This window comes from Microbacterium sp. P03 (assembly GCF_043556235.1).
Taxonomy (GTDB): Bacteria; Actinomycetota; Actinomycetes; order Actinomycetales; family Microbacteriaceae; genus Microbacterium.
The window spans coordinates 306,415-329,375 of record NZ_JBIGIM010000002.1; the positions used below are offsets into that span (position 1 = coordinate 306,415).

Below are 22,961 nucleotides of genomic sequence, written 5' to 3' on the forward strand. Positions count from 1 at the left end.
GACCGGGATGCTCAGTCCGGCGCGTCGGCGGGCGGTATCCTCAGCCCACTCCAAGGTCACGGACGGATAACATAGGCGGGTATGCCTGTCGTCCGACGACGCAGCATCGCGATGTGGCAACCAGGACGTCGCACCCGACAGATGGAGATCTTTCCGTGGCAAATCCTCTCGAGAAACTGCTCCGCGCCGGTGAGGGCCGCGTCATCCGGCGGCTGCAGCAGGTGGTGAAGGCCGTCAACGCCCTCGAGGAGGACTACTCCCAGCTCACCGACGAGGAGCTGCGTGGCGAGACCGCCGAGCTTCGCGCGCGGTTCGCTGCGGGCCAGACTCTCGACCAGCTCATGCCGGAGGCCTTCGCCGCTGTGCGCGAAGCCGCCAAGCGCACGCTCGGCCAGCGCCCTTACGACGTGCAGATCATGGGTGGCGCGGCTCTGCACCTCGGCAACATCGCCGAGATGAAGACGGGTGAGGGGAAGACGCTCACCGGAGTGTTCCCCTCGTACCTCAACGCGATCGCCGGCCAGGGCGTGCACATCGTCACGGTCAACGACTTCCTCGCGAGCTACCAGTCCGAGCTCATGGGCCGCATCCTTCGTGCCCTCGGGATGACCACGGGTGTCATCGTGTCCGGCCAGACGCCCGAGGTCCGTCGTGCGCAGTACAACGCCGACATCACGTACGGCACGAACAACGAGTTCGGCTTCGACTACCTCCGCGACAACATGGCGTGGCGCGAAGAGGACCTCGTGCAGCGCGGGCATTTCTTCGCGATCGTCGACGAGGTCGACTCGATCCTCATCGACGAGGCGCGCACACCGCTGATCATCTCGGGACCGTCGTCGGGCGAGGCGAACCGGTGGTTCGTGGAGTTCGCGAAGATCGCCAAGACCCTCGTCGCGGGGGAGGACTACGAGGTCGATGAGAAGAAGCGCACCATCGGCGTCCTCGAGCCCGGGATCGAGAAGGTCGAGGACTACCTCGGCATCGACAACCTCTACGAGTCGGCGAACACCCCGCTGATCTCGTTCCTCAACAACTCCATCAAGGCGCTGGCGCTGTTCAAGCGCGACGCCGACTACGTCGTGATGAACGACGAGGTCATGATCGTCGATGAGCACACCGGCCGCATCCTCGTCGGCCGCCGGTACAACGAGGGCATCCACCAGGCCATCGAGGCCAAGGAGAACGTGCCGGTCAAGGCTGAGAACCAGACGCTGGCCACCGTCACCCTCCAGAACTACTTCCGGCTGTACGACAAGCTCGCCGGCATGACCGGAACGGCCGAGACCGAGGCGGCGGAGTTCATGTCGACCTACCAGCTCGGCGTCGTCCCGATCCCGACGAACAAGCCGATGATCCGCAAGGACCAGTCCGACCTCGTCTACAAGAACGAGGAGGCGAAGTTCGCCCAGGTGGTCGAGGACATCGCGGTCCGTCACGAGAAGGGGCAGCCCGTCCTCGTGGGCACCGTGAGCGTGGAGAAGAGCGAGTACCTCTCGCGACTGCTCGCCAAGAAGGGCGTCAAGCACGAAGTGCTCAACGCGAAGAACCACGCCCGCGAGGCCGAGATCGTCGCTCGCGCGGGCCGCTTCGGAGCGGTCACCGTCGCCACCAACATGGCCGGTCGAGGCACCGACATCATGCTCGGCGGCAACGCCGAGTTCCTGGCCGTTCAGGAGATGAAGGCCAAGGGGCTCGATCCGGTCGAGACCCCCGACGAATACGAGTCCGAATGGGATTCGGTCTACGAGGGCATGCGCGACACGGTCGCCGAGGAGAGCAGCAAGGTCGTCGAGGTCGGCGGTCTGTACGTGCTGGGCACGGAGCGTCACGAATCCCGCCGGATCGACAACCAGCTGCGCGGTCGGTCCGGCCGTCAGGGCGACCCGGGCGAGAGCCGCTTCTACCTCTCGCTGACGGATGATCTGATGCGCCTGTTCCAGTCGGGCGCAGCCGAGGCCATCCTCGCCCGCACCAACTTCCCGGACGACGTCGCGATCGAGTCGACCATGGTCTCGCGAGCCATCCGCAGCGCGCAGGGTCAGGTGGAGTCGCGCAACGCCGAGATCCGGAAGAACGTCCTCAAGTACGATGACGTCCTCAATCGTCAGCGCGAGGCGATCTACGGCGACCGTCGGCACATGCTCCAGGGCGATGACCTGTCCGATCGTGTGCAGCACTTCGTCGAGGACGCCATCAATGCCGTCATCGACGACCACACCGGCTCCGGTCACACCGAGAGCTGGGACTTCGACGCCCTCTGGACGGAGCTCAAAACGCTCTACCCCGTCGGAGTCACGATCGACGAGGTCGTCGCCGAGGCGGGCACGAAGGGCCGCATCACGGCGGAGGGCCTCAAGCGCGAGATCCTCTCGGACGCGCGCATCGCCTATCGCAACCGCGAGGAGAAGCTCGGCGAAGCTGCGACCCGCGAGCTGGAACGCCGTGTGGTGCTGCAGGTCTTGGACCGCCGCTGGCGCGATCACCTGTACGAGATGGACTACCTCAAAGACGGCATCGGCCTGCGCGCGATGGCCCAGCGCGACCCGCTCATCGAGTACCAGCGCGAGGGCTTCCAGATGTTCCAGTCGATGATGGGGCAGATCAAGGAAGAGTCCGTCGGCTACCTGTTCAACCTCGAGGTCGAGGTGCGACGGGGTGAGAACGACCAGGTCGCCGAGGTCGAGGCGAAGGGCCTGGGTGCCGGTCCCGCCGAAGGCCAGCGCCTGGAGTACTCCGCCGCGAACGACGCCGGCGAGGTGGAGGTGCGCAACGAGCGTGGACAGGTCCAGCAGGCCGCCACGACGAAGGTGCGCCAGGCGGCCGCCGCCGCGGCACAGGCCGGCGCCCCTCAGCCCGCGGCGGCCGAAGAGGCGCCCCGCGGTGCCTTCGGTCAGCGCACACCGTCTCCCGCCGCGGCGGCAGCACCGCAGAACCGCGCGCAGCGCAGGGCGACCAACAAGAAGTAAGGGAGCGGGATCGCGTCGCGGCTGAGGCCGGGCGCGCTCCCGTTCCGCACGGTCCGCAACGTGGCTATTGGCTTCGTCGGGGCGAAGCTATTCTGAGGCGATGAGTCCGCTTCGTCATCTCGATCAATCCTCCAAGCTCAAGAACGTGCTGTACGAGATCCGCGGCCAGGCGCTCGTGGAGGCCGGGCGACTCGAGTCCGAGGGTCACACGATCCTCAAGCTCAACACCGGCAATCCGGCGTCGTTCGGCTTCGAAGCGCCCTATCAGATCGTTCGCGACATGATCGAGGCGATCCCGCACGCGCACGGCTACAGCGAGAGCCGGGGCATCATGTCGGCGCGTCGGGCCGTGGTGTATCGCTACGAGCAGCTCCCGGGTTTCCCCAAGGTCGACCCTGACAACGTCTATCTCGGCAACGGCGTCTCCGAACTCATCACGATGACGATGCAGGCCCTGCTGGACGAAGGCGATGAGGTGCTCATCCCCGCGCCCGACTACCCGCTGTGGACGGCGATGACCAGCCTCGGCGGAGGCACGCCCGTCCACTACCGCTGCGACGAGTCCGACGGGTGGCATCCCGACCTCGAGGACATCCGCGCGAAGGTGACCCCGCGCACCAAGGCCATCGTGATCATCAATCCGAACAATCCGACCGGCGCGGTGTACTCCCGCGAGGTGCTGGAGGGTGTCGCCGAGATCGCCCGGGAGAACTCGCTGCTGATCCTCGCGGACGAGATCTACGACCGCATCCTGTTCGATGACGTCGAGCACATTCCGATGGCGACCATTGCGCCCGACCTGCTGTGCCTGACGTTCAACGGTCTGTCGAAGACCTACCGGGTGGCCGGCTACCGCTCGGGCTGGCTGGTGATCACCGGTCCGCAGGCGCACGCGGCCGGGTTCCTCGAAGGCATCAACCTCCTCGCCTCCACGAGGCTGTGCCCGAACGTGCCCGCGCAGCACGCGGTGCAGGCGGCCCTGTCGGGCGTCCAGTCGATCGATGCGCTGATCGCCCCGATGGGACGCCTTCACGAGCAGCGGGATGCGGCCTGGGAGGGTCTTGAAGCGATCCCCGGCGTGTCGTGCGTGCGGCCGCAGGGTGCGCTCTATGCATTCCCGCGATTCGATCCGGACGTGTACGAGATCGATGACGATGCCAAGTTCGTCTACGACTTCCTCGTGGCCGAACACGTCCTCCTCGTGCAGGGAACGGGCTTCAACTTCCCGACACCCGACCACGTGCGCATCGTCACGCTTCCGGAGGCGCGCGTGCTCACGCAGGCCGTCGAACGACTGGGGAACTTCCTGTCGTCCTACAAACCGTAGAGCGAGCCTCGAGAATCAGAGCAGGGCGAGTGATGTCGCGCGCCAGCGGCGGTCCATTCCTTCGAGGCGAATGGCGACGGCGCGGGTGCGCGCGGGTCCGCCCACGATGAGGACTGCCTCGACGGCGCCGTCCACCGGTGAGGACGTGTGAACGGACAGGATGCTGTGCACCGGCCGGGTCGCCGGGATTCCGCGCGCGCTGCGGGCGCGGACGGCAAGATTGGCGCGGGTCACGAGCGATCGGTAGGCATCCTCCGTCATCCACCGTGCGAGCTGATCCACTTCGCGCACGCCGGCCAGTACCTCGAGGACCCCTCGGGTGAGGTTGCGCAGGAGCGGCTCGGGGTCGGGGAGGGCGTGGGAGGAGGTGCGCTGCGGAGCGAAGAACTCGGTCAGATCCGCGGCCGGCAGGGAGGCATGTGCACGGTTCGTTCCGGCGGACTGACGCACCATGGTTCCCACTTTCGATGGAGGATCGTCCTCAGACAGTAGGGCACTCGGCGAACTCACAGGAAGCGCGTCAGCGTGTTGTGGATAACTGAAGGTTCTCGTGTGCTATCGCCTCTAAGGTCGCAGGGTGCAGTGGGATCGATTCTTCGAAGACCTCGAAGACCAGTTGGCCTCGGAGTGGGAGGCGGAGCGCGCGGCGCTCGACACCGAGGCCGAACGGCTGCGTCTGTCTCGAGTGACGCTTCGTGAGCGGCTGCACGCGCTGATCGGCCGAGACGGATCGAACGGAACGGCGCCGACTTTCGAATTCGTCGACGGCTCCACCATTTCGGCGGAGGTGAGCGGCCTCGGCGTCGACTGGGTCGCTCTCCAGAATGCCGGGCGCGGGCGCAGTCTCATCGTGCCGCTCGGTGCCGTGTGTGCGATCGCGATGGCGCACGCGGATGTGCTTCGCTCCGCCCGCCCGGCGCCCGCGGCGGCGCCCTCGGCGCTGGCCGATCGGATGACCTTCGGATTCGTGCTGCGCGATCTGGTTCGCCGGCGCGTCTGCGTGTCCGTGCAGCTCGCGAACAACCGGCTGCTCACCGGCACGATCGATCGAGCCGGCGCCGATCACCTCGACATCGCGCTGCATGACGCGGGTGCGCCACGGCGAAGCGACATCGTGTCCGGCCACCGCGTCATCCCCCTGGGCGCGGTCGCATGGGTTCGGCTGGAAACCGCGGCATCCGCGTACTGACCGGCCGGCTCCGGGGGCGTGGGCGCTGTCAATCGGGGTTGCGGACGATGCCGGTGCCCCAGAGCTCGGGAAAGCTCGCAGCGTTGGACTGATGCCACAGCGCGATCCGACGGGCCTCCTCGGCCTGCGCGTCGAGGTACTCCGCCACGCTGGACTCGTCGACCCGCCAGGTCGCGGGGGAGCCTACCCTGGCACCGCGCAGCTGCCCCTCGAGGATGAGAGCCACGACTTCGTCGACGGACAGACGCAGCAGCTCGGCCACCTGGGCGGGGGCGAGCAGGCGCGCGCCGGACGCGGAGGAATCGGGCATGGCTTCATTATCGCGGCGGTTCTCGGTGTCGGGCGCAGGCCACGCCTCCTGTGGATAACGTCGGGGGCGGTTCTGCGATCTGAGTGACGATGGGGGCATGACGGTACAGGACATCGCGCGTCCCCGGCGCCGCGCCTTCTGGAGCGACGCGCGCTTCCTTCTCGGGATCGTGCTGGTCGCAGCATCCATCGCCGGAGTGTGGTTCGTCGTGTCCTCGTCGCGGGCGACCGTCTCGGTCTTCGCCGCTGCTCGAACCATCGTGCCCGGTCAAGCCCTCACAAGCGATGATCTGCAGGTGGTCGACGTCGCGCTGGGGCAGATGGGCGATGTCTACCTCGCACCGGATGCACTCGAAGGCTCTCTCGTCGCCACGCGGACGATCCCTTCCGGTGAGCTCGTGCCGCAGAGCGCCGTCGGGGACCCTTCCGCGGCCACCGTCACGACGATCGTGCTGCGGAGCTCCGTCGACGTCCCCGCCTCGGTCGACGCCGGCACCGTCGTCGAGGTGTGGTCGGCGCCGCTGATCGAGAGCGGCACGTACGATACCCCGCGCATCCTGGTGGTCGATGCCACCGTCATCTCGGTGTCGCGCGACGATTCGATGATCGGAGGAGGCTCTGCCGCACTGGAGGTCGTGATCGCGCGCGCCGATGTCGCCGCCGTCCTCGAGGCGATGTCCGACGAGTCGGCACTGTCGGTGGTCCCGACGACGGGTGGCTCGAAGTGAGGGTGATCGTTGCGGTGGACGGGTCGCGCGGCACGGTCCTCGCCGACGGACTCCGAGACGAGGGGATCGACGTGGTCGCCGTCGTAGCGGCATCCGCGCTGGCCCGGGCCGGGGAGGCGCGAGCGCTCTACGAACGACCGGACGACGCCCGCGACCTCTCGCGCGCGGAACTGCTGCGCGATCTCACAGAGGTCGAGATCGTCGTCCTGCAGGTCGGGCGCGATTCGCTGACCGAGTCGGCCGTGGCGCTGACGGACCGGGAGGGGGCGAGGATCGTGCCCCTCTGCGCGACACCGGCCGACGCGCGACTTGCCGCCGCCTACGGGGTCGGCGACGGGCATGAACTCGGTGTCGAGGCCTGGATTCTGGCTGACTCCCTCCGCGCCGCCCCCGCGCGCACCCGGCCGAGCCGTGTCGCGCCCTCGGTCGCGGCTTCTCCATCCCGGGTGGTGGCCGTGTGGGGGCCGGCCGGGGCGCCGGGCCGTTCCACGATCGCGATCGAGCTCGCTCTCGAACTCGCTCGCGGGGGGCGACACGTCGCGCTCGTTGATGCCGACACACACGCCCCGTCGATCGCGATCGCACTGGGGATCGCCGACGAAGGACCCGGGTTCGCAGCTGCGTGCCGTCACGCCGAGATCGGAGGACTCGACGCCCGCGAACTCACGCGCATCAGCGTGCCTTGGGACGGCAGCGGCGTCGACGTCCTCACGGGGATCAACCGCCCCTCGCGGTGGCCAGAGCTCTCGGATGCGCGTGTCACCGCGGCTCTCGCCGCCTGCAGGACGTGGGCCGACCACACCGTCGTCGACGTCGGCGCCGCACTCGAGCGCGATGAGGAGATCGTGAGCGACCTCGACGGCCCACGCCGCAACGCAGCGACGCTCGCCGCACTCCGCAGCGCCGATCTCGTCGTGGCGGTCGTCGCGGCCGACCCCATCGGGGTCGCGCGTTTCCTCCGCGGCTACACCGAGCTGCGTGCCGCGATCGGCACCACGCCCGTGGCGGTGGTGGCAAATCGCCTGCGGCCCGGAGCTCTCGGGATCGACGCGCGCGGCCAGGTTCGGCGAGCGCTGGATCGCTTCGGAGGCATCGACGACGTCTGGTTCCTCCCGATGGACCCCCGGTCCGCGGATGCCGCGCTCCTCGCGGCGCGTCCGATCGCGGAGGCGGCGCCGCGATCACCCTTCACGCTCGCGCTGCGGAGGTTCGTCGGTGCCGTCATCTCGCCGCCGGTCTCGGGACCTGTACCGTCGGCCGGCCGTGCACCGCGCCGCCGCCGGACGCGTGCCGTCGCCGTCGACGCATGACGCGCCCCCAGGCACCGACCGGCGCCGTGAGCGGCGGAGCGCGGGCCGGACTCTAGGCTGGAACCGTGTCGACACTCAGCGATCTCGTCTACGCCCAGGGGCGCTCCAGCGAAGCAGATGTGGAATGGCTCCACCGGCTCGCCGGTGACGGTCAGCTCCTCGCCGACCTCGCTTTCGCAGACATCGTCATCTGGGTGCCGACGTCCGACGACACGTTCGTCGCCGTGGCGCACACGCGCCCGAGCGGTGCCGCGACGCTGTTCTACCGCGACATCGTGGGCGACCGCGTGCGCCCGCAGTGGCGCACCCAGGTGCGCCAGGCCTTCGACGAAGGACGTATCGTCGACTCGGCCTCGCCGGACTGGTTCGAGGAGACGCCGACGCGTGTCCGGGCTGTGCCCATCATCCGCGAGCGCGGCCGCGCCGATCACCCGGCTGTCGCCATCGGAGTACTCACCCGGCACACCAACCTCGGCGAGACCCGCACCCCCTCCCGGCAGCAGATCACGTTCAACGATTGCGCCGACGACCTGTTCGGCATGGTGGCGTCCGCGGACTTCCCCGACCTGTCTGCGCCGACCTCGCCCCGACGCGGCGCTCCCCGGGCGTCGGACGGACTGATCCGCATCGACGTCGACGGGGTGACGACCTTCGCGAGTCCGAACGCCCTGTCGGCGTTCAACCGCATGGGTTTCGAGGACGAGCTCGAGGGCGAGTCCCTCGTCGAGGTGACGACGAGCATCATCCCCGAGAAACGTCAGTTCGACGAGTCCCTCCCACTCGTGGTGAGTGGACGCGCACCGTGGCGCGCCGACATCGAGGCGCGCGGGGTCGCGGTGTCGTTGCGGACGATCCCGCTGCGTGACCACGGCAACCGCATCGGCGCGATCGTTCTGTGCCGCGACGTGACCGAGATCCGGCATCAGGAGCAGGAGCTGATCACGAAGGATGCGACGATCCGCGAGATCCACCACCGCGTCAAGAACAACCTGCAGACCGTCGCATCGCTCCTGCGCATCCAATCCCGTCGCTCGCACTCCGAGGAGGCGCGCGAGGCGCTGACCCAGGCCATGCGGCGGGTCTCGGCGATCGCGGTCGTGCACGACACGCTCTCGGAGGGCCTCGCGCAGAAGGTCGACTTCGATGACGTGTTCGCGCGCGTGCTCAAGCTCGCGGCAGAAGTGGCCGCCGCGCCCACGACGCAGGCGCACACCCGCACCACCGGCCGGTTCGGCACTCTGCCCAGTGAATACGCGACACCGCTGGCGCTCGCCCTCACCGAGCTCGTCACCAACGCCGTCGAGCATGGTTTGGCCGGCAAGGAAGGCGACGTCGAGATCATCGCGGAGCGCAGCGACGAGCGCCTCGCGGTGCGCGTGCGCGACAACGGCGTGGGTCTGCCGGAAGGTCAGGTCGGCCGCGGCCTCGGGACGCAGATCGTCCGCACTCTCATCCAGGGGGAGCTCGGCGGGACGATCGACTGGCACACGATCATGGGCAGCGGCACCGAGGTCACGATCGACATCCCTCTGCGCTACATCGCCCCGACCGCCTCATGACGCCCTGACCGTCTCATGACGAGAGCGACGGATGCCGAGGCATCCGTCGCTCTCGTCAGCGGTGGATCAGGAAGCGCGGCGGGCGCGGGCGGCGCGACGCTTGAGGGCGCGACGCTCGTCCTCGGAGAGGCCGCCCCACACGCCCGAGTCCTGACCGGTCTCCAGGGCGTACTGCAGGCAGACCTCGGTGACGGTGCACCGAGAGCAGACGGATTTGGCCTTCTCGATCTGATCGACGGCGGGACCGGTGTTCCCCACGGGGAAGAACAGCTCGGGGTCGACGGTCAGGCAGGCGGATTTGTCGCGCCAATCCATGGTGGTGCTCCTTGTTACGAAGTCGTTGAGAGTCCGGCGGCCGTTTCGGATCCGGTACTCTGTGGGATGTGCGAGCAGTTGCTCGCCCCACTTCGCTGTGGGAGCACATGGCTTCTGACAATGTTTCCACAGCGGCAAAAGGGAATCAAGAGTCCGTTCACGTCAATGTGCGGGAAATGCTGAGCATCCGCCCCGTGAGGTGGAGGATCTCGACAAATCAGAGTGGGTCGCGCCGAGGGGATCCTGGATCATGTCGACGAAATCCGTCTATCGACTCGCTGCGCTCGTCGTGGGGGCGGAGGGCATCGGCATCGTCGCGCTGCTGCTCTGGCAGGTTTCTGCCCTCGCTGACGGCGACACCGAATCCCTCTCCAGCGCGATCGCCCTTGTCGTGCTGACCGCCGTCGGGGCGATCGCGGTCATCGCTTTCGCCGTGGCGATCGCTCGTGGGCAGTCGTGGGGGCGCTCCGGCGGCATCGTGACCCAGGTGCTGATCGCGGCGGTGGCTCTGGGCGCCGCCACCGGCGCGTATGCGCACCCGCTGATCGGCCTCGGGCTCGCCGTCCCCGCACTGGTCGGGTTCATCTTGCTGGTGATGGCCGCCCGACGCGCGGCCGCCGACCTCAGGAAGACGTGACGGGCGCCTGGTCGGCCTCGAGCAGGGCCCGCAGCCGTGCGACGTGGCCGGTGGCCTTGACGTTGTAGAGCACGTGCGTGAGAGTGCCCGCCTCGTCGATGACGAACGTGGAACGAAGAACGCCCTCGCTGACCTTGCCGTAATTCGTCTTCTCTCCCCACGCCGCGTAGGCATCGTGCACCGCATGGTCGGGATCGCTCAAGAGGGGGAAGGGGAGGGCATCGCGTTCGCGGAATTCCCGGAGTTTCTCGGGGGTGTCCCGCGAGACTCCGATCACGGTGTAGCCGAGAGCCTGCAGCGACGAGAGACTGTCCCGGAAGTCGCAGGCCTGCGTCGTGCAGCCGGGCGTCATCGCCGCCGGGTAGAAGTACAGGATCACGCGCGTGCCGCGGAGATCGCGCAGGTGGACGGGCCGGCCGTCCTGATCGTCGAGGGTGAAGTCGGGCGCGGTCGCCCCGGTCTGCAGCTGAGGGGTCATCGCTCCAGCCTATGGGGCGGCGTTCACAGGCACGAGTGCGCGGTTCACCGGCCGGCGAAGGTCGCGAGCAGACGCTGGAGCGAGTTGAGGCGTTCTTCCCCGCGAGGACCGAGCAGCCCCTCGGCGAGAGCCTCGTTCAAGGCGCAGTCCGGCGCATCGGGCAGGTGCGTACAGCCGCGAGGGCACTCCTGGGCGATGGCGGCGAGGTCGGTGTAGCCCCGCAGGATGCTGGCGGGATCCACGTGTCCGAGACCGAAGGAGCGCACACCGGGGGTGTCGATCACCCAGCCCGTGCCGTCTTCACCCACGTAGCGCAGCGACACCGTCGAAGAGGATGTGTGACGCCCGCGGCCGGTCACTTCGTTCACATGCCCGGTCGCCCGGTCGGCGCTCGGCACGAGCGCGTTCACGAGCGTCGACTTGCCGACCCCGGAGTGACCGACGAAGACCGTCGAGTGCCCCACCAGCGAGCGACCGATCTCGGCCAGCGGCATGTCGAGCTGGGCACTGGTGAACACCGTGAGGTCGAGACCCTCGAAGTGGCGCAGGAATGCGGAGGGATCGGCCAAGTCGGTCTTGGTCACCACCAGCAGGGGGCGCACGCCCGCGTCGAGCGCGGCCACGATGTAGCGGTCGACCAGTCTCGCGCGGGGCTCGGGGTCTGCGGCGGCGACCACGATGAGCATCTGGTCCGCGTTCGCCACGATGACGCGCTCGACCTGGTCGGTGTCATCGGCGCTCCGGCGCAGGAGGGAGGTGCGCTCTTCGATGCCGATGATGCGGGCGAGGGTGCCCTCGTCGCCGGTCGCATCGCCGACGACGCGCGCGCGGTCTCCGGTGACGATCGCGACCTTGCGCAGTTCGCGGGCGCGGCTGGCGAGCGCCCGGTGCTCCTCGGGGGTGTCCTCGTCCAGGAGGACCGTGTAGCGGCCGCGGTCCACGCCCAGCACACGCGCGGTCTGCGCGTCCGCGTGGGCGGGGCGACGCTTCGTCCGCGGCCGGTTGGCCTTCGGGTTGGGCCTCGAGCGGATGTCGTTCTCGTCGAACTCGTCATCGTCGTCGTCGTCCGGAGGGAGCCAGCTCATGAGCGGGACTGCCGGCGGGGTCCAGGAGTCCTCACGCGAAGTCGTTCCGATCCGACGGCGGAGTGCGCAGCATCCGCTCCCACATCTCGGGGAACTCCGGCATCGTCTTGGCGGTGGTGCCGATGTCGTCGATCTCGACGCCCGGAACCGCCAGACCGATCAACGCCCCGGTGGTCGCCATCCGGTGGTCATGGTGGGCGTGCCACAGCCCGCCCTGCAGGGGTCGAGGGACGATGCGGATCCCGTCCTCGAGCTCGTGCGCCTCGCCGCCGAGACGCCGCAGTTCGCCGATGAGCGCGGCGATGCGGTCGGTCTCATGTCCTCGGATGTGTCCGATGCCGTACAGCGTTGTCGGCGCGTTGGCGAAGGCGGCCAGCGCGAAGATCGTCGGGGTCAGCTCGCCGGCCGCGGACAGATCCAGATCGACGCCGGCGATCTCGTGGCCCGCCGTCACGGTAAGGGCGCCGCCGCGCCGCGTCACGCGCGCCCCCATGAGCGAGAGGATGTCACCGAGCATGGCACCGGGCTGCGTCGAGTGCGCAGGCCACCCTGTGACCGACACCGAACCTCCGACGAGCATCGCCGCCGCCAGGAACGGCGCAGCGTTGGACAGATCGGGTTCGATCGCGATGTCCTTCGCGCGGATGGGACCGGACGGCACCACCCACTCGCCCGGGGCGGGGTGCTCGACGTGGACGCCGCGGTGGCCGAGGCTGTCGATGGTCATGTCGATGTGCGGCTGAGAGGGCAGGCGCTCGCCGGCGTGGATGAGTCGCAGTCCCACGTCGTAGCGTGCCGCGGCGAGCAGCAGTCCCGACACGAACTGGCTCGACGCGCTGGCGTCGATCGTGATCTCACCCCCGCGGGTGTGTCCACGACCTCGCACGGTGAACGGCAGTCCCCAGTGTCCGCCGTCGTCCACATCCACGCCGACGTCGCGGAGGGCTTTGATCATCGCGCCCATCGGACGATGCAGGGCGCTCTCGTGGGCGGTCATCGCCACGTCGCCTCTGGCGAAGCCGGCGAGCCCCGCGACGAAGCGCATCACCGTGCCGGCCTGACCGCAGTCGATCTCGGTCCCGCCCCGCAAGGGCCAGACGGGGGTGACGACGAGGTCGGCGCCGAACGATCCGTCACCGGGGACCTCCTCGATGCCGACGCCGAGAGCGCGGAGGGCCTCGATCATGCGCGCCGAGTCGTCGGAGTGCAGCGGCGAGGAAAGCCGCCCAGGGCCGTCGGCGAGTGCGGCGAGGACGAGTTCGCGATTGGTCAGCGACTTGGAACCGGGCACGGTGACCACGGCGCGCAGTGCGCCGGCGGCGACCGGTGCCTGCCACCGTCCGCGCGCGGGCGGGTGCGGCGCGCTCTCGTGGGAATAGGTTTCCGCAGTCATCGGTTTCTAGCCTAGTGAACAGCTCGCGGAACGAGCCCGACGGGAGGAGCAGGATGATCGCCGTACTCGAACGCCCCTCCCGGTCGTCGGCGACGCCGGACGTAGACTTGCGCGTGATGAGCGACCAGGCAGAGACCGCCGAAGACGCCCGCACCCAGTTCGAGGTGCAGGCGCTTCCCTTCATGGACCAGCTGTACGCCGCGGCCATGCGGATGACCCGTAATCCCGCGGACGCGGCCGACCTCGTTCAAGAGACGTTCGTGAAGGCGTTCGCGTCGTGGAAGACGTTCACTCAGGGGACGAATCTCAAGGCGTGGCTCTACCGGATCCTCACGAACACGTACATCAACACCTACCGCAAGAAGCAGCGCGAGCCCTATCAGGGCACGATTGACGAGCTCGAGGACTGGCAGCTGGGTGGTGCCGAGTCCACGACGGCCAGCAGCAGTCGGTCCGCCGAGGCGGAGGCCATCGACCGCATGCCGGCATCCGTCGTCAAGGACGCCCTGCAGTCCATCCCCGAGGACTTCCGACTGGCGGTGTACTTCGCCGACGTCGAGGGGTTCGCCTATCAGGAGATCGCGGACATCATGAAGACCCCCATCGGCACGGTCATGAGTCGTCTGCATCGCGGCAGACGGATGCTTCGTGAACTGCTCGCCGACTACGCAAAGGAGCGCGGCATCGAAAGTGCCGCCACGAGGAGTACGAAATGAGCGACTGCGGCTGCGACCAGGCACGGCGTGACCTGGAAGAGTACCTCCGCCACGAGGTCTGCAAGACCTCGCACAAGGACATCACCGATCACCTCGAGAATTGCCCGGCGTGCTCGGACGAGGCCCTCGTGGCGCGGACGCTCACGGATGTGGTGGCTCGCGCGTGCAAAGAGACCGCCCCCGAGGAGCTTCGCGATCAGGTGATGGCGCGCCTGCGGGCGGTCCAGACCAGCCACTGACGCGGGCCCGGAAGGGCTCTCTCGGCATCCTCATCGACACATGTCCTAGGCTCTGTCTGCTCGGGTCGCCGACTGCCCGGGCTCGGTGACGCTCGAGGTGAGAATGGCTGTGAAGGAGTCCGGCGGACGAGGTGGCCTGTCCGGGGTGACGGCACGGGCGCTCGCCGCGGTCGCACTCGCCGACCTGCGTCGGCGTCCCGTGACCATCGGCTTCACGATCCTCACCGTCCTGGCCACAGCGACCGCGTGGGCCGTGGCAGGGGGCTTTCCGCAGGCCCTCGCAGCCGGGCCGACGACGATCTACGAGCAGGGCCGATGGTGGGCACCGCTGACCGCCCTCCTGGTGTCTGACTCCCCGATCGACCTGATCGCCTCCGCTCTGTTGATCGTGGTCTTCCTCGGCTTCGCCGAGAAGCTGCTCGGGCCCGCTCGCACCATCTGGATCGGTCTTTCGGTCGGTGCGACGGCGATCTTGGTCTCGAGTGCCCTGCAGGCGGCACTCTGGCAGATCACCGACCTCCGCCCCGTCGAGGGGTCCGAGATGCCGGTCCTCGATCCGACGATCGCCACGGTCGCGGTCATCATGGCCGCCACCCCCTTCGCCTCGGCGCTCTGGCGACGGCGTACGCGCGTCACCGGATTCGCCGCGCTCGCGATGTTCGCTCTCTATGCCGGCGATGCCGACTCGTGGTATCGCCTCATCGCCGCGCTGGTCGGGCTCGCCGTGGGGGTCGTCCTGTTCCGGCGGACGGGCGAGATTCGATCCCCGCTGCCGGTCATGCACCGCAGCTCCACGCGGGAGACGCGGTCGCTCGTGGCGGCGATCGTGGCGGTGACGGGTCTCGGACCGGTGGCGGCGCTGATCGCCGGCGGAGGGCGCGGACCGCTGTCGCTGGCCGTCGCGTCGTTCGGTCAGTTCAACGACGAACTCGTGGAGCGGTGCACCGAGCGCTACCTGCCGTTGTGCGACCACCAGTTCGCGCTGCTCGTGACGCGCGGTGCGGGCCCGGCGGTGATGGCGCTCGTGCCCGTCGCCCTGCTGGTCATCGCCGCGTGGGGACTTCGTCGTGGGCGGCGCTCGGCATTCATCCTCGCCGTCGCCACCAACGTCGCCCTCATCTTGCTGGCGGTCGGATCGCTGTGGGCGGGAACCGTCGTCTTCGACGCCGACTCCAGCGGCACCTGGCCCGAGTACGCCCTCTGGGTCAGCTCGTCGCTGCTGCTCCCGCTCGCCGTCACCATCGTGCTCTGGTCGACGTCGGCACGGTTCCGCGCACGCGCACCCCGACAGGCCGTCGCGCGCTTCGCAGCCACGGTCGGTGTGGCGTTCGCGGTGTGCGCCGGTACATTCCTGGTCGTCGAGTCGTTCTCGCGACGCGCGTTCGACACCCCACCGCGTGTCGTCGATCTCCTCGTCGAGACGGTGCGACGCTTCATTCCTCCTGTCTTCCTGCAGTCGCTGGGGCAGCCTCCGTACCCGCGCACCGGCGCGGCGCTGCTCACATACCAGTGGGTGGGGGTGGCTTTCTGGGCGGTGGTCGCGATCGCGATGTTCCGGCTGTACCGTGCGACCAGGCTTCCCGAGGCCGTGATGGACGAGAGGCTCTTCCGCGCACTGCTCCGCCGCGGCTACGGCGGCTCGCTGGGGTTCCTCGGCACGTGGCCGGGCACGCTGCACTGGTTCAGCGATGATCTCCAATCCGCTGTCGCCTACCGAGTGCATCGCGGCGTGGCGATCGCCGTGGGTGATCCCGTGTGCGCCCCTGAGCAGTCGGCGCAGACCATCCGGTCGTTCGCGGAGTTCTGCGTCCATCAGGGGTGGACGCCCGTCTTCTACTCGATCCACGACGACTTCCTGCCCACCTTCGACGAGATGGGGTGGAGCCATATGTCGGTGGGGGAGGAGACCCTCCTCGACCTCCGCTCTCTGGACACGTCGGCGAAGAAGTGGAGCAAGGTGCGGTATGCCCTCAATCGTGCTGAGCGCGAAGGCGTCCGCGCCGAATGGACGACCTGGCACGACCTTCCCGTGACGATCTCGAGCCAGATCGTCGAGATCAGCGAGCAGTGGGTCGCCGAGAAGTCGCTGCCCGAGATGGGTTTCACCCTCGGCTCGCTCGACGAACTGCGTGACGACGACGTGCGCCTCCTCGTCGCGATCGACCCGCATGATCGGGTGCAGGCGGTGACGAGCTGGCTCCCCTCCTGGAGCGCGGGTGCCGTCGACGGGTGGACACTCGACTTCATGCGGCGGCGGGACGATTCGCCGAACGGCATGATGGAGTTCCTTCTCGCGAAAGCGGCGCAGCTCATGCAGAACGACGGCGTGTCGATGCTCAGCCTCTCCGGCGCGCCGCTCGCGACGAAGCCGGCGACGGACGCAGAGACGACGGATGCTTCGCCCACGGCCGTGACGGTCTTCCTGGGCTGGATGGCGCGTGTGCTCGAACCCGCCTACGGTTTCGCGTCGCTGTTCCGGTTCAAGAGCAAGTTCTCGCCGTCGTACCGCTCCCTGCATCTCGCGTACGCCGACCCCCTGACGCTCCCCTCCGTGGGCTCGGCGCTGGCACAGGCGTACCTGCCGACGGCCTCCTCGCGGCAATACGTCGCTCTGGCCCGCACACTGCTCGGCGCCTCGCGATGACCGGCTGGCTGCTGTCGCTCGAGCTGCTCGACAGCCCGGTGCTGGCACTCACTGCCGCAGCCACGGCGCAGCTGCTCCTGATCGTCGTCCTCCCGCGGCCGCGCCATCCCTGGCGCTTCGTCTTCGGCGCGGGAGCCGGCGCGGTGCTCGCCTTCGCAACCCTCGCTGTCGTGGACGTGACCCAGGCCATCGGCGACAACGTGCTGCCGGCCGCGGGCGCGTGGGTGTCGGTGGGATTCGCCGCCGTCGGACTGAGCGTCGCGGGCGTGCTGACCCGCCCGTGGTGGCGCCGACTCGTCGCGCTCGCCGCCGCCGCACTGGCGCTGTGCACCACCGTGGTGGGCGTGAACTTCGCCTACGGGATCGACCACAATCTGTCGGCGATCCTGGGCGTGCAGTCCGCGCCGGCGGTCACCCTGCCCGCTCTGACGACCGACGACGCCGATCAGACGCTCTTCTCGTCGTGGAAGCCGCCGGCGGGCATGCCGCAGCAGGGCATGGTCGGCGCGCTGAGCGGGGCGAACGCGATACCGTCTCCCGGCTACGCCGCGAGGGAGCCCGCGATCTACCTCCCGCCGGCGGCCCTGGTCGAAAACCCGCCGAAGCTTCCGCTCCTCGTCTTCATGATGGGTCAGCCGGGCTCCCCCGATCCGACGAGCCTCGCGATCGCACTGGACGATTATGCGGCAGCCCATCAGGGACTCGCACCGATCGCCATCGTCGCGGATCAGCTGACCGACCCGGAACGCGACCCCGCGTGCCGCGACTCGGCGGCCTATGGTGCGGTCTCGACCTACTTCAACACCCAGATCCCCGCCTTCGCCCTCGCCAAGCTCAACATCGATCCCGATCCGGCCACCTGGACCATCGGCGGATACTCCAACGGCGGTTCGTGCGCCATCACGTGGGCCGCACAGCATCCCCACATCTGGGGGAATGTCATCGACGTGTCGGGCAACGAGTTCCCGGGGTCTGAGACGGTCGCCGAGACGACGGCCGCCGTCTTCGGAGGGGACACGGCGGCGTTCGAGGCATCCAAGCCCGCGAACGTCATGGCGGCCGCCCCGCCCGGCGCGTACCGCGGGCACACGGCGGTCTTCACCGCCGGGTCGGATGACGAAGAGTTCGGTCCCGGGCAGGAGCGCAACGCCCGCGCCGCGCGCGACGCGGGCCTCACGGTCACGTTCGAGAAGATCCCCGGCGCAGGACACACGGGCAAAGCGCTCGATCAGGGCCTGGCACTGTCTCTCGACGCGATGGGCAAGGCCTGGGGGCTCGCGCCGCCCTGAGCGGATGAATCAGCGTGCGCGACGTCGTCGATCATCTTCGCGCCGGCGCGAAGATCCCGATCACGGTGGGGCGTGCGCGGACCGTGAGGGGGAGCAGACCGATGGGGTCGCCGTCGGCGTACGCCGTCATCCCCGGGGAGTCCAGCCGCACGGAGAGCGCGCGTCGAGTGATCACTTCCGGCCGACCGAGGTGTGTACCGCGCAGAACACGCACGAGCAGCCCGAGCAGTCTCAGCCGCCCGGCGGCACGGACGATCGTGATGTCCAGAAGGCCATCGGCGTCATCGGCGTCGGGCGAGATGGGGATGCCGCCCCCGTACGTGCGGGTGTTCGCCACGGTCACCATCATGAATTCGCCCGCCAGGGTCTCATCGTCGATCTCGACGCGGTAGGACGCAGACTTCAGGAAGAGGAACTCGATGAAGATGGCGATGTTGTAGCGCATCGGTCCGCGCGGCCACCGCATGCGGTTCGCGCGTCCGTTGACGTACGAGTCGAAGCCGCTGGCGAGGACCGTGCCGAACAGGCGGCGGGTGCCGTCGAGGTCGGTCGTCTCCGCGAGGTCGATCCGGCGGACGTGGCCCGCGGCCACGATGTCGGCTGCCCGAGCGCGGTCGTGCTCGGGGATGCCGAGGTGCGTCGCGAGGTCGTTGCCGGTGCCCACCGGGATGATCCCGAGCGGCACGTCGGTGCCCGCCAGCTCCTGCAGAGCCAGATGAGCGATCCCGTCTCCCCCCACGACGACGACGGCGTCGACGCTTCGAGCGGCCGACGCCCGGATGAGCGCCGTCGACTCGGCGGCATCCGCTCCCCGCAGGATCGACACGGTGTGGCCGGCCGCACGGAGGCGTGCCACCGTCTCGCTCGTGGCACGGTGCACGTCGCCCCGCGCTGCGGGGTTGAGGAGGACGACGACGTTCACGGCATCAGCTTGACAGAGCGACGACGGCCCCCGCGCCGTGGGCGGAGGGGCCGTCGTTCGTGGTCTGCGAACTCAGATGGTGAGCGACGCGGCCATGAGGGCGGCGTGCTCGCGTGCGTGCACTTTCGGCGAGCCGGTGGCGGGCGACGCCGCGGCCGTCCGGGACACGCAGCGGATGGTGCGACCGTGCAGGTGCTTGACGACCTCCAGGGCGATGAACGGCCAAGCGCCCTGGTTCTCCGGCTCGTCCTGCACCCAGACGAGTTCGGCGTCCGGATAGCTGTCGATGACCGCGTTGAGCTCAGCGATCGGGGCGGGGTAGTACTGCTCGAGGCGAACCAGGGCGATCGCGGGATTCGGGTTCTTCTCGAGTTCCGCGGCCAGATCCCAGTGGATCTTGCCGGCGTGCAGCAGCACGCGCTTCACCGCTGACTTGTCCATCTCACGACCGTCGTCGATCACCGGCTCGAACTTCCCGTCGAGGAAGTCCTCGACCGGGCTGGTCGCTCCGCGCAGCCGCAGCATGGCCTTGGGTGTGAACACGATCAGTGGTCGACGAGGACGCGCATACGCCTGACGGCGAAGGAGGTGGAAATAGGATGCCGGGGTCGAGGGCCGCGCGACGATCATGTTGTCCTGCGCGCACATCTGCAGGTACCGCTCCATGCGCGCTGACGAGTGGTCGGGACCCTGTCCCTCGAAGCCGTGGGGGAGGAGGAGCACGACGCTCGACTGCTGGCCCCACTTCTGGTCCGCGGCCGAGATGTACTCGTCGATGACGGATTGCGCACCGTTGGCGAAGTCGCCGAACTGCGCTTCCCAGAGCACGAGCGCGTCGGGTCGTTCCACGGAATAGCCGTACTCGAAGCCCATGGCGGCGTACTCGCTGAGCAGGGAGTCGTAGACCCAGAAGCGACCCTGGTTCTCGCTGAGGTTGGTCAGCGGGATCCATTCCTGGCCGTTGTTGCGGTCGTGCAGCACGGAATGCCGCTGCACGAACGTCCCCCGTCGGCTGTCCTGCCCGGCGAGGCGCACGTTGGTGCCCTCCAGGAGAACCGATCCGAAGGCGAGGAGTTCGCCGAAGGCCCAGTCGATCCCGCCGTTGCGGCTCATGTCGAGACGCTTGTCGAGAAGCTGCTTCAGCTTCGCGTGCACGGTGAAGCCCTCGGGCTGATTGACGAACGTGTCGCCGATCAGCTGGATGACGTCGCGCGACACTCCGGTGGACTCGGGCTCACCGGCGACGGGTTCGGCGTCGTCGGCATCCGCATCGACGACGTTCGTGGTGCCGGTCTCCGCCGCGTGCGTCTCCGCGAAGGCAATCTCGAGACGGTTCTGGAAATCGCGCTTGGCCTGTTCGTATTCCTCTTCGGTGATGTCGCCGCGACCGACCAGCGATTCCGTGTAGAGCCGACGGACCGAGCGCTTCGCCTCGATGAGGTTGGTCATCAGCGGCTGCGTCATCGACGGGTCGTCGCCCTCGTTGTGTCCGCGACGGCGGTAGCAGACGAGGTCGATGACGACGTCGCGGTGGAACCGCTCGCGGTAGGCGAAGGCGAGCTGCGAGACACGCACGACGGCTTCGGGGTCGTCGCCGTTCACGTGGAAGACGGGGGCCTGGATGGTCTTCGCGACATCCGTCGCGTACACCGACGAGCGGGCGTCACCCGGCACCGTGGTGAAGCCCACCTGGTTGTTGACGACCACGTGGATCGTGCCGCCGGTGCGGTACCCGCGGAGCTGCGACATCTGCAGGGTCTCGACGACGACACCCTGGCCGGCGAAGGCCGCGTCGCCGTGGACGAGGATCGGCAGCCAGGAGAAAGTGCCGATGGCCTTGCGGTCCTGCTTGGCGCGGACGATGCCCTCGAGCACACCGTCGACGGTCTCGAGGTGCGAGGGGTTCGCGGCGATCAGGACGGGAAGCTCGTCGCCCCGGTCGTCCACGAAGGTGCCTTCCGTGCCGAGGTGGTACTTCACATCGCCCGAGCCGCTCTTGGACCCGACGGCGACGGAGCCCTCGAACTCCCGGAACACCTGGCCGTAGGTCTTGCCGGCGATGTTGGTCAGCACATTCAATCGACCACGGTGGGCCATGCCGATGGCCGCGCCGTCCATGCCCGCCTGGGCAGCGCCCTGCAGGATCTCGTCGAGCAGGGGGATCAGCGACTCGCCACCCTCGAGGCTGAAGCGCTTCTGGCCGACGTACTTCGTCTGCAGGAACGTCTCGAAGGCCTCACCCTCGTTGAGCTTGCTGAGGATGCGCAGCTGCTCGTCGTGGCCGGGCTTCTGGTACTTGACCTCGACGTTCTCCTGGAACCACCGGCGCTGCTCGGGGTCCTGGATGTGCATGTACTCCAGACCGATGGTGCGGCAGTAGGAGTCGCGCAGGACGCCGAGGATGTCACGGAGCTTCATCTGACGCTTGCCGCCGAAGCCGCCGACGACGAACTCGCGGTCGAGGTCCCAGAAGGTGAGCCCGTGCTCTTCGATCTCGAGGTCGGGGTGGGTGCGCTGCTTGTACTCGAGCGGGTCGACGTCGGCCATCAGGTGTCCGCGCACACGGAACGAGTTGATGAGCTCCTGCACGCGCGCAGCCTTGTCGATCCGCTCGGCGAGATCCACGTTGATGTCGGAGGCCCAGTGGATCGGAGCGTACGGGATGCGCATGGCGGCGAAGATGTTGTCATAGAAGCCGCGCTGCCCGATCAGCAGCTCGTGCACCTTCTTGAGGAACTCGCCCGAGCCCGCACCCTGGATGACACGGTGGTCGTAGGTGCTGGTCAGCGTGATCGTCTTGCCGATGCCCAGCTCGACGAGCGTCTTCTCGCTCGACCCCTGGAATTCGGCCGGATACTCGAGAGCGCCGGCGCCGACGATGCACCCCTGACCCTTCATCAGCCGCGGCACGGAATGGACGGTGCCGATGCCGCCCGGGTTGGTGAGGGAGATCGTCGTGCCCTGGAAATCTGCGGCGGTCAGCTTGTTCGCGCGGGCGCGGACGACGAGGTCTTCGTAGGAGGTGAGGAATTCGTCGAACGTCAAGGTGTCGGCGCGCTTGATGCTCGGCACCATGAGCGCCCGCGAGCCGTCGGGCTTGGGGAGGTCGATCGCGATGCCGAGATTGATGTGCGCGGGCGCGACGACCGACGGCTTGCCGTCGATCTCGGCGTAGAACACGTTCTGGCTGGGCGATTCCTTCAACGCCTGGATCAGCGCCCACCCGATGAGATGGGTGAAGCTGACCTTGCCGCCGCGCGTGCGCGACATGTGGTTGTTGATGACGATCCGGTTGTCGATCATCAGCTTGGCCGGGACCGTGCGGACGCTGGTCGCGGTGGGCACGGTCAGCGACTGGTCCATGTTGGCTGCCAGTGTCTTGGTCATCCCGCGCAGCGGGGTCACGACGTCCTCTTCGCTGCTCTCCTTGGGGGAGGAGCTCGGGGTCGTCGGAGCCTGCGCGGGGATCGGCTGGCGCGCGGCGGGCTTGGTGGTGGTCCGGGCGACCGGCTGAGAACCGATGACCGGGATCGGCGCGGTGACCGGGCGGGGCTCGGACGCCGTGGATGGAGCGGCTGCGGACGTCGCCGCGGCTGCGGGCTCAGGAGCCGGCGACGGCGCCGTCGGGGCCTCGGCGGCGGGGCTGCTCGCGGAGGCGGGTGTGTCCGCCTCGTCGCTCACGTCCACCGGATGGTAAGCCTCGAGGATCGGCCACCAGGCCTTGTCGACGGAGTTCTTGTCGGCCGTGAACTGCTCGTAGAGCTCATCGACCAGCCATTCGTTGGCCCCGAACTCTCCCTCGCTCGAAGTTCCGACGCCCGTCACCTGGCTCGACACGCAGAATCGCCTGCT

19 protein-coding genes are annotated in these 22,961 nt (G+C 68.5%); 11 read left to right on the forward strand and 8 right to left on the reverse strand.

What is annotated here, in order from left to right:
• Positions 1-155 precede the first annotated feature (155 nt).
• Positions 156-2,969 carry a preprotein translocase subunit SecA gene (gene secA, locus ACFXOO_RS08570; protein WP_378840918.1) on the forward strand — a complete coding sequence of 938 codons (2,814 nt, stop codon included), beginning with the start codon at positions 156-158 and terminating at the stop codon, positions 2,967-2,969.
• Between the two features lie 100 nt (positions 2,970-3,069).
• Positions 3,070-4,296 carry a pyridoxal phosphate-dependent aminotransferase gene (locus tag ACFXOO_RS08575; RefSeq protein WP_378840915.1) on the forward strand — a complete coding sequence of 409 codons (1,227 nt, stop codon included), beginning with the start codon at positions 3,070-3,072 and terminating at the stop codon, positions 4,294-4,296.
• A 15-nt stretch (positions 4,297-4,311) separates the two neighbouring features.
• On the opposite strand, the gene ACFXOO_RS08580 is transcribed toward ACFXOO_RS08575, so the two are convergent.
• Positions 4,312-4,749 (reverse strand): Rv3235 family protein, encoded by a 438-nt coding sequence (locus tag ACFXOO_RS08580; protein ID WP_378840912.1) that lies wholly within the window; start codon positions 4,747-4,749, stop codon positions 4,312-4,314.
• Between the two features lie 124 nt (positions 4,750-4,873).
• Here ACFXOO_RS08580 and ACFXOO_RS08585 point away from each other — a divergent pair, with 124 nt between their 5' ends.
• Positions 4,874-5,485: a hypothetical protein gene (locus ACFXOO_RS08585; RefSeq protein ID WP_378840910.1), complete on the forward strand. Its 612-nt coding sequence runs from the start codon at positions 4,874-4,876 to the stop codon at positions 5,483-5,485.
• Positions 5,486-5,513: 28 nt separating this feature from the next.
• Here the strand turns inward: ACFXOO_RS08585 and ACFXOO_RS08590 are convergent, their stop codons facing one another.
• On the reverse strand, positions 5,514-5,795 hold the full coding sequence (locus tag ACFXOO_RS08590) for a helix-turn-helix domain-containing protein (protein WP_378840907.1): 282 nt from the start codon (positions 5,793-5,795) through the stop codon (positions 5,514-5,516).
• 97 nt (positions 5,796-5,892) lie between these two features.
• Between ACFXOO_RS08590 and ACFXOO_RS08595 the strand changes: the two genes are divergently transcribed.
• The 3 genes from ACFXOO_RS08595 (at position 5,893) to ACFXOO_RS08605 (ending at position 9,391) form a co-directional block, all read left to right on the forward strand.
• Positions 5,893-6,522, forward strand: coding sequence for an SAF domain-containing protein (locus tag ACFXOO_RS08595; RefSeq protein WP_378840905.1), 630 nt, complete (start codon positions 5,893-5,895; stop codon positions 6,520-6,522).
• A complete protein-coding gene (locus ACFXOO_RS08600) occupies positions 6,519-7,832 on the forward strand; it encodes a CpaE family protein (protein ID WP_394563341.1) in 1,314 nt (437 codons plus the stop codon). The genes ACFXOO_RS08595 and ACFXOO_RS08600 overlap by 4 nt, the downstream gene beginning before the upstream one ends.
• Before the next feature lie 65 nt (positions 7,833-7,897).
• Positions 7,898-9,391, forward strand: a complete 1,494-nt coding sequence (locus ACFXOO_RS08605; RefSeq protein ID WP_378853987.1) for a sensor histidine kinase — start codon at positions 7,898-7,900, stop codon at positions 9,389-9,391.
• A gap of 66 nt (positions 9,392-9,457) precedes the next feature.
• On the opposite strand, the gene ACFXOO_RS08610 is transcribed toward ACFXOO_RS08605, so the two are convergent.
• Positions 9,458-9,706, reverse strand: a complete 249-nt coding sequence (locus ACFXOO_RS08610) for a WhiB family transcriptional regulator (RefSeq protein ID WP_378840897.1) — start codon at positions 9,704-9,706, stop codon at positions 9,458-9,460.
• A 250-nt stretch (positions 9,707-9,956) separates the two neighbouring features.
• On the opposite strand from ACFXOO_RS08610, the gene ACFXOO_RS08615 reads away from it, so the two are divergent.
• Positions 9,957-10,343, forward strand: coding sequence for a histidine kinase (locus ACFXOO_RS08615; RefSeq protein WP_378853989.1), 387 nt, complete (start codon positions 9,957-9,959; stop codon positions 10,341-10,343).
• On the opposite strand, the gene bcp is transcribed toward ACFXOO_RS08615, so the two are convergent.
• Genes bcp through aroA form a run of 3 tightly spaced genes read right to left on the reverse strand, consistent with a single transcriptional unit; the run spans position 10,330 to position 13,299 of the window.
• Positions 10,330-10,821, reverse strand: coding sequence for a thioredoxin-dependent thiol peroxidase (bcp, locus tag ACFXOO_RS08620; protein ID WP_378853991.1), 492 nt, complete (start codon positions 10,819-10,821; stop codon positions 10,330-10,332). The two genes, ACFXOO_RS08615 and bcp, sit on opposite strands and share 14 nt — an antisense overlap.
• A 44-nt stretch (positions 10,822-10,865) precedes the next feature.
• Positions 10,866-11,906 carry a ribosome small subunit-dependent GTPase A gene (gene rsgA / locus ACFXOO_RS08625; RefSeq protein WP_378840890.1) on the reverse strand — a complete coding sequence of 347 codons (1,041 nt, stop codon included), beginning with the start codon at positions 11,904-11,906 and terminating at the stop codon, positions 10,866-10,868.
• 31 nt (positions 11,907-11,937) lie between these two features.
• Positions 11,938-13,299: a 3-phosphoshikimate 1-carboxyvinyltransferase gene (gene aroA, locus ACFXOO_RS08630; RefSeq protein WP_394563342.1), complete on the reverse strand. Its 1,362-nt coding sequence runs from the start codon at positions 13,297-13,299 to the stop codon at positions 11,938-11,940.
• A 53-nt stretch (positions 13,300-13,352) separates the two neighbouring features.
• Between aroA and ACFXOO_RS08635 the strand changes: the two genes are divergently transcribed.
• From ACFXOO_RS08635 to ACFXOO_RS08650, 4 genes are all read left to right on the forward strand, one after another.
• The gene (locus tag ACFXOO_RS08635) at positions 13,353-14,015 is read left to right on the forward strand and encodes a sigma-70 family RNA polymerase sigma factor (protein WP_378840884.1); all 663 of its coding nucleotides are present in this window, start codon (positions 13,353-13,355) and stop codon (positions 14,013-14,015) included.
• On the forward strand, positions 14,012-14,254 hold the full coding sequence (locus ACFXOO_RS08640; protein ID WP_378840881.1) for a zf-HC2 domain-containing protein: 243 nt from the start codon (positions 14,012-14,014) through the stop codon (positions 14,252-14,254). The genes ACFXOO_RS08635 and ACFXOO_RS08640 overlap by 4 nt, the downstream gene beginning before the upstream one ends.
• A 109-nt stretch (positions 14,255-14,363) precedes the next feature.
• Positions 14,364-16,898 (forward strand): bifunctional lysylphosphatidylglycerol flippase/synthetase MprF, encoded by a 2,535-nt coding sequence (locus ACFXOO_RS08645; protein ID WP_394563343.1) that lies wholly within the window; start codon positions 14,364-14,366, stop codon positions 16,896-16,898.
• The gene (locus ACFXOO_RS08650; protein ID WP_394563344.1) at positions 16,895-18,187 is read left to right on the forward strand and encodes an alpha/beta hydrolase; all 1,293 of its coding nucleotides are present in this window, start codon (positions 16,895-16,897) and stop codon (positions 18,185-18,187) included. The genes ACFXOO_RS08645 and ACFXOO_RS08650 overlap by 4 nt, the downstream gene beginning before the upstream one ends.
• A gap of 31 nt (positions 18,188-18,218) precedes the next feature.
• Here ACFXOO_RS08650 and ACFXOO_RS08655 read toward each other — a convergent pair whose 3' ends face one another.
• Complete coding sequence (locus ACFXOO_RS08655) at positions 18,219-19,109, reverse strand: diacylglycerol kinase (protein WP_394563345.1); 891 nt, start codon at positions 19,107-19,109, stop codon at positions 18,219-18,221.
• Positions 19,110-19,181: 72 nt separating this feature from the next.
• Entirely contained in the window at positions 19,182-22,946 is a 3,765-nt protein-coding gene (locus tag ACFXOO_RS08660; RefSeq protein ID WP_394563346.1) for a multifunctional oxoglutarate decarboxylase/oxoglutarate dehydrogenase thiamine pyrophosphate-binding subunit/dihydrolipoyllysine-residue succinyltransferase subunit, read from the reverse strand.
• Between the last annotated feature and the right edge of the window lie 15 nt (positions 22,947-22,961).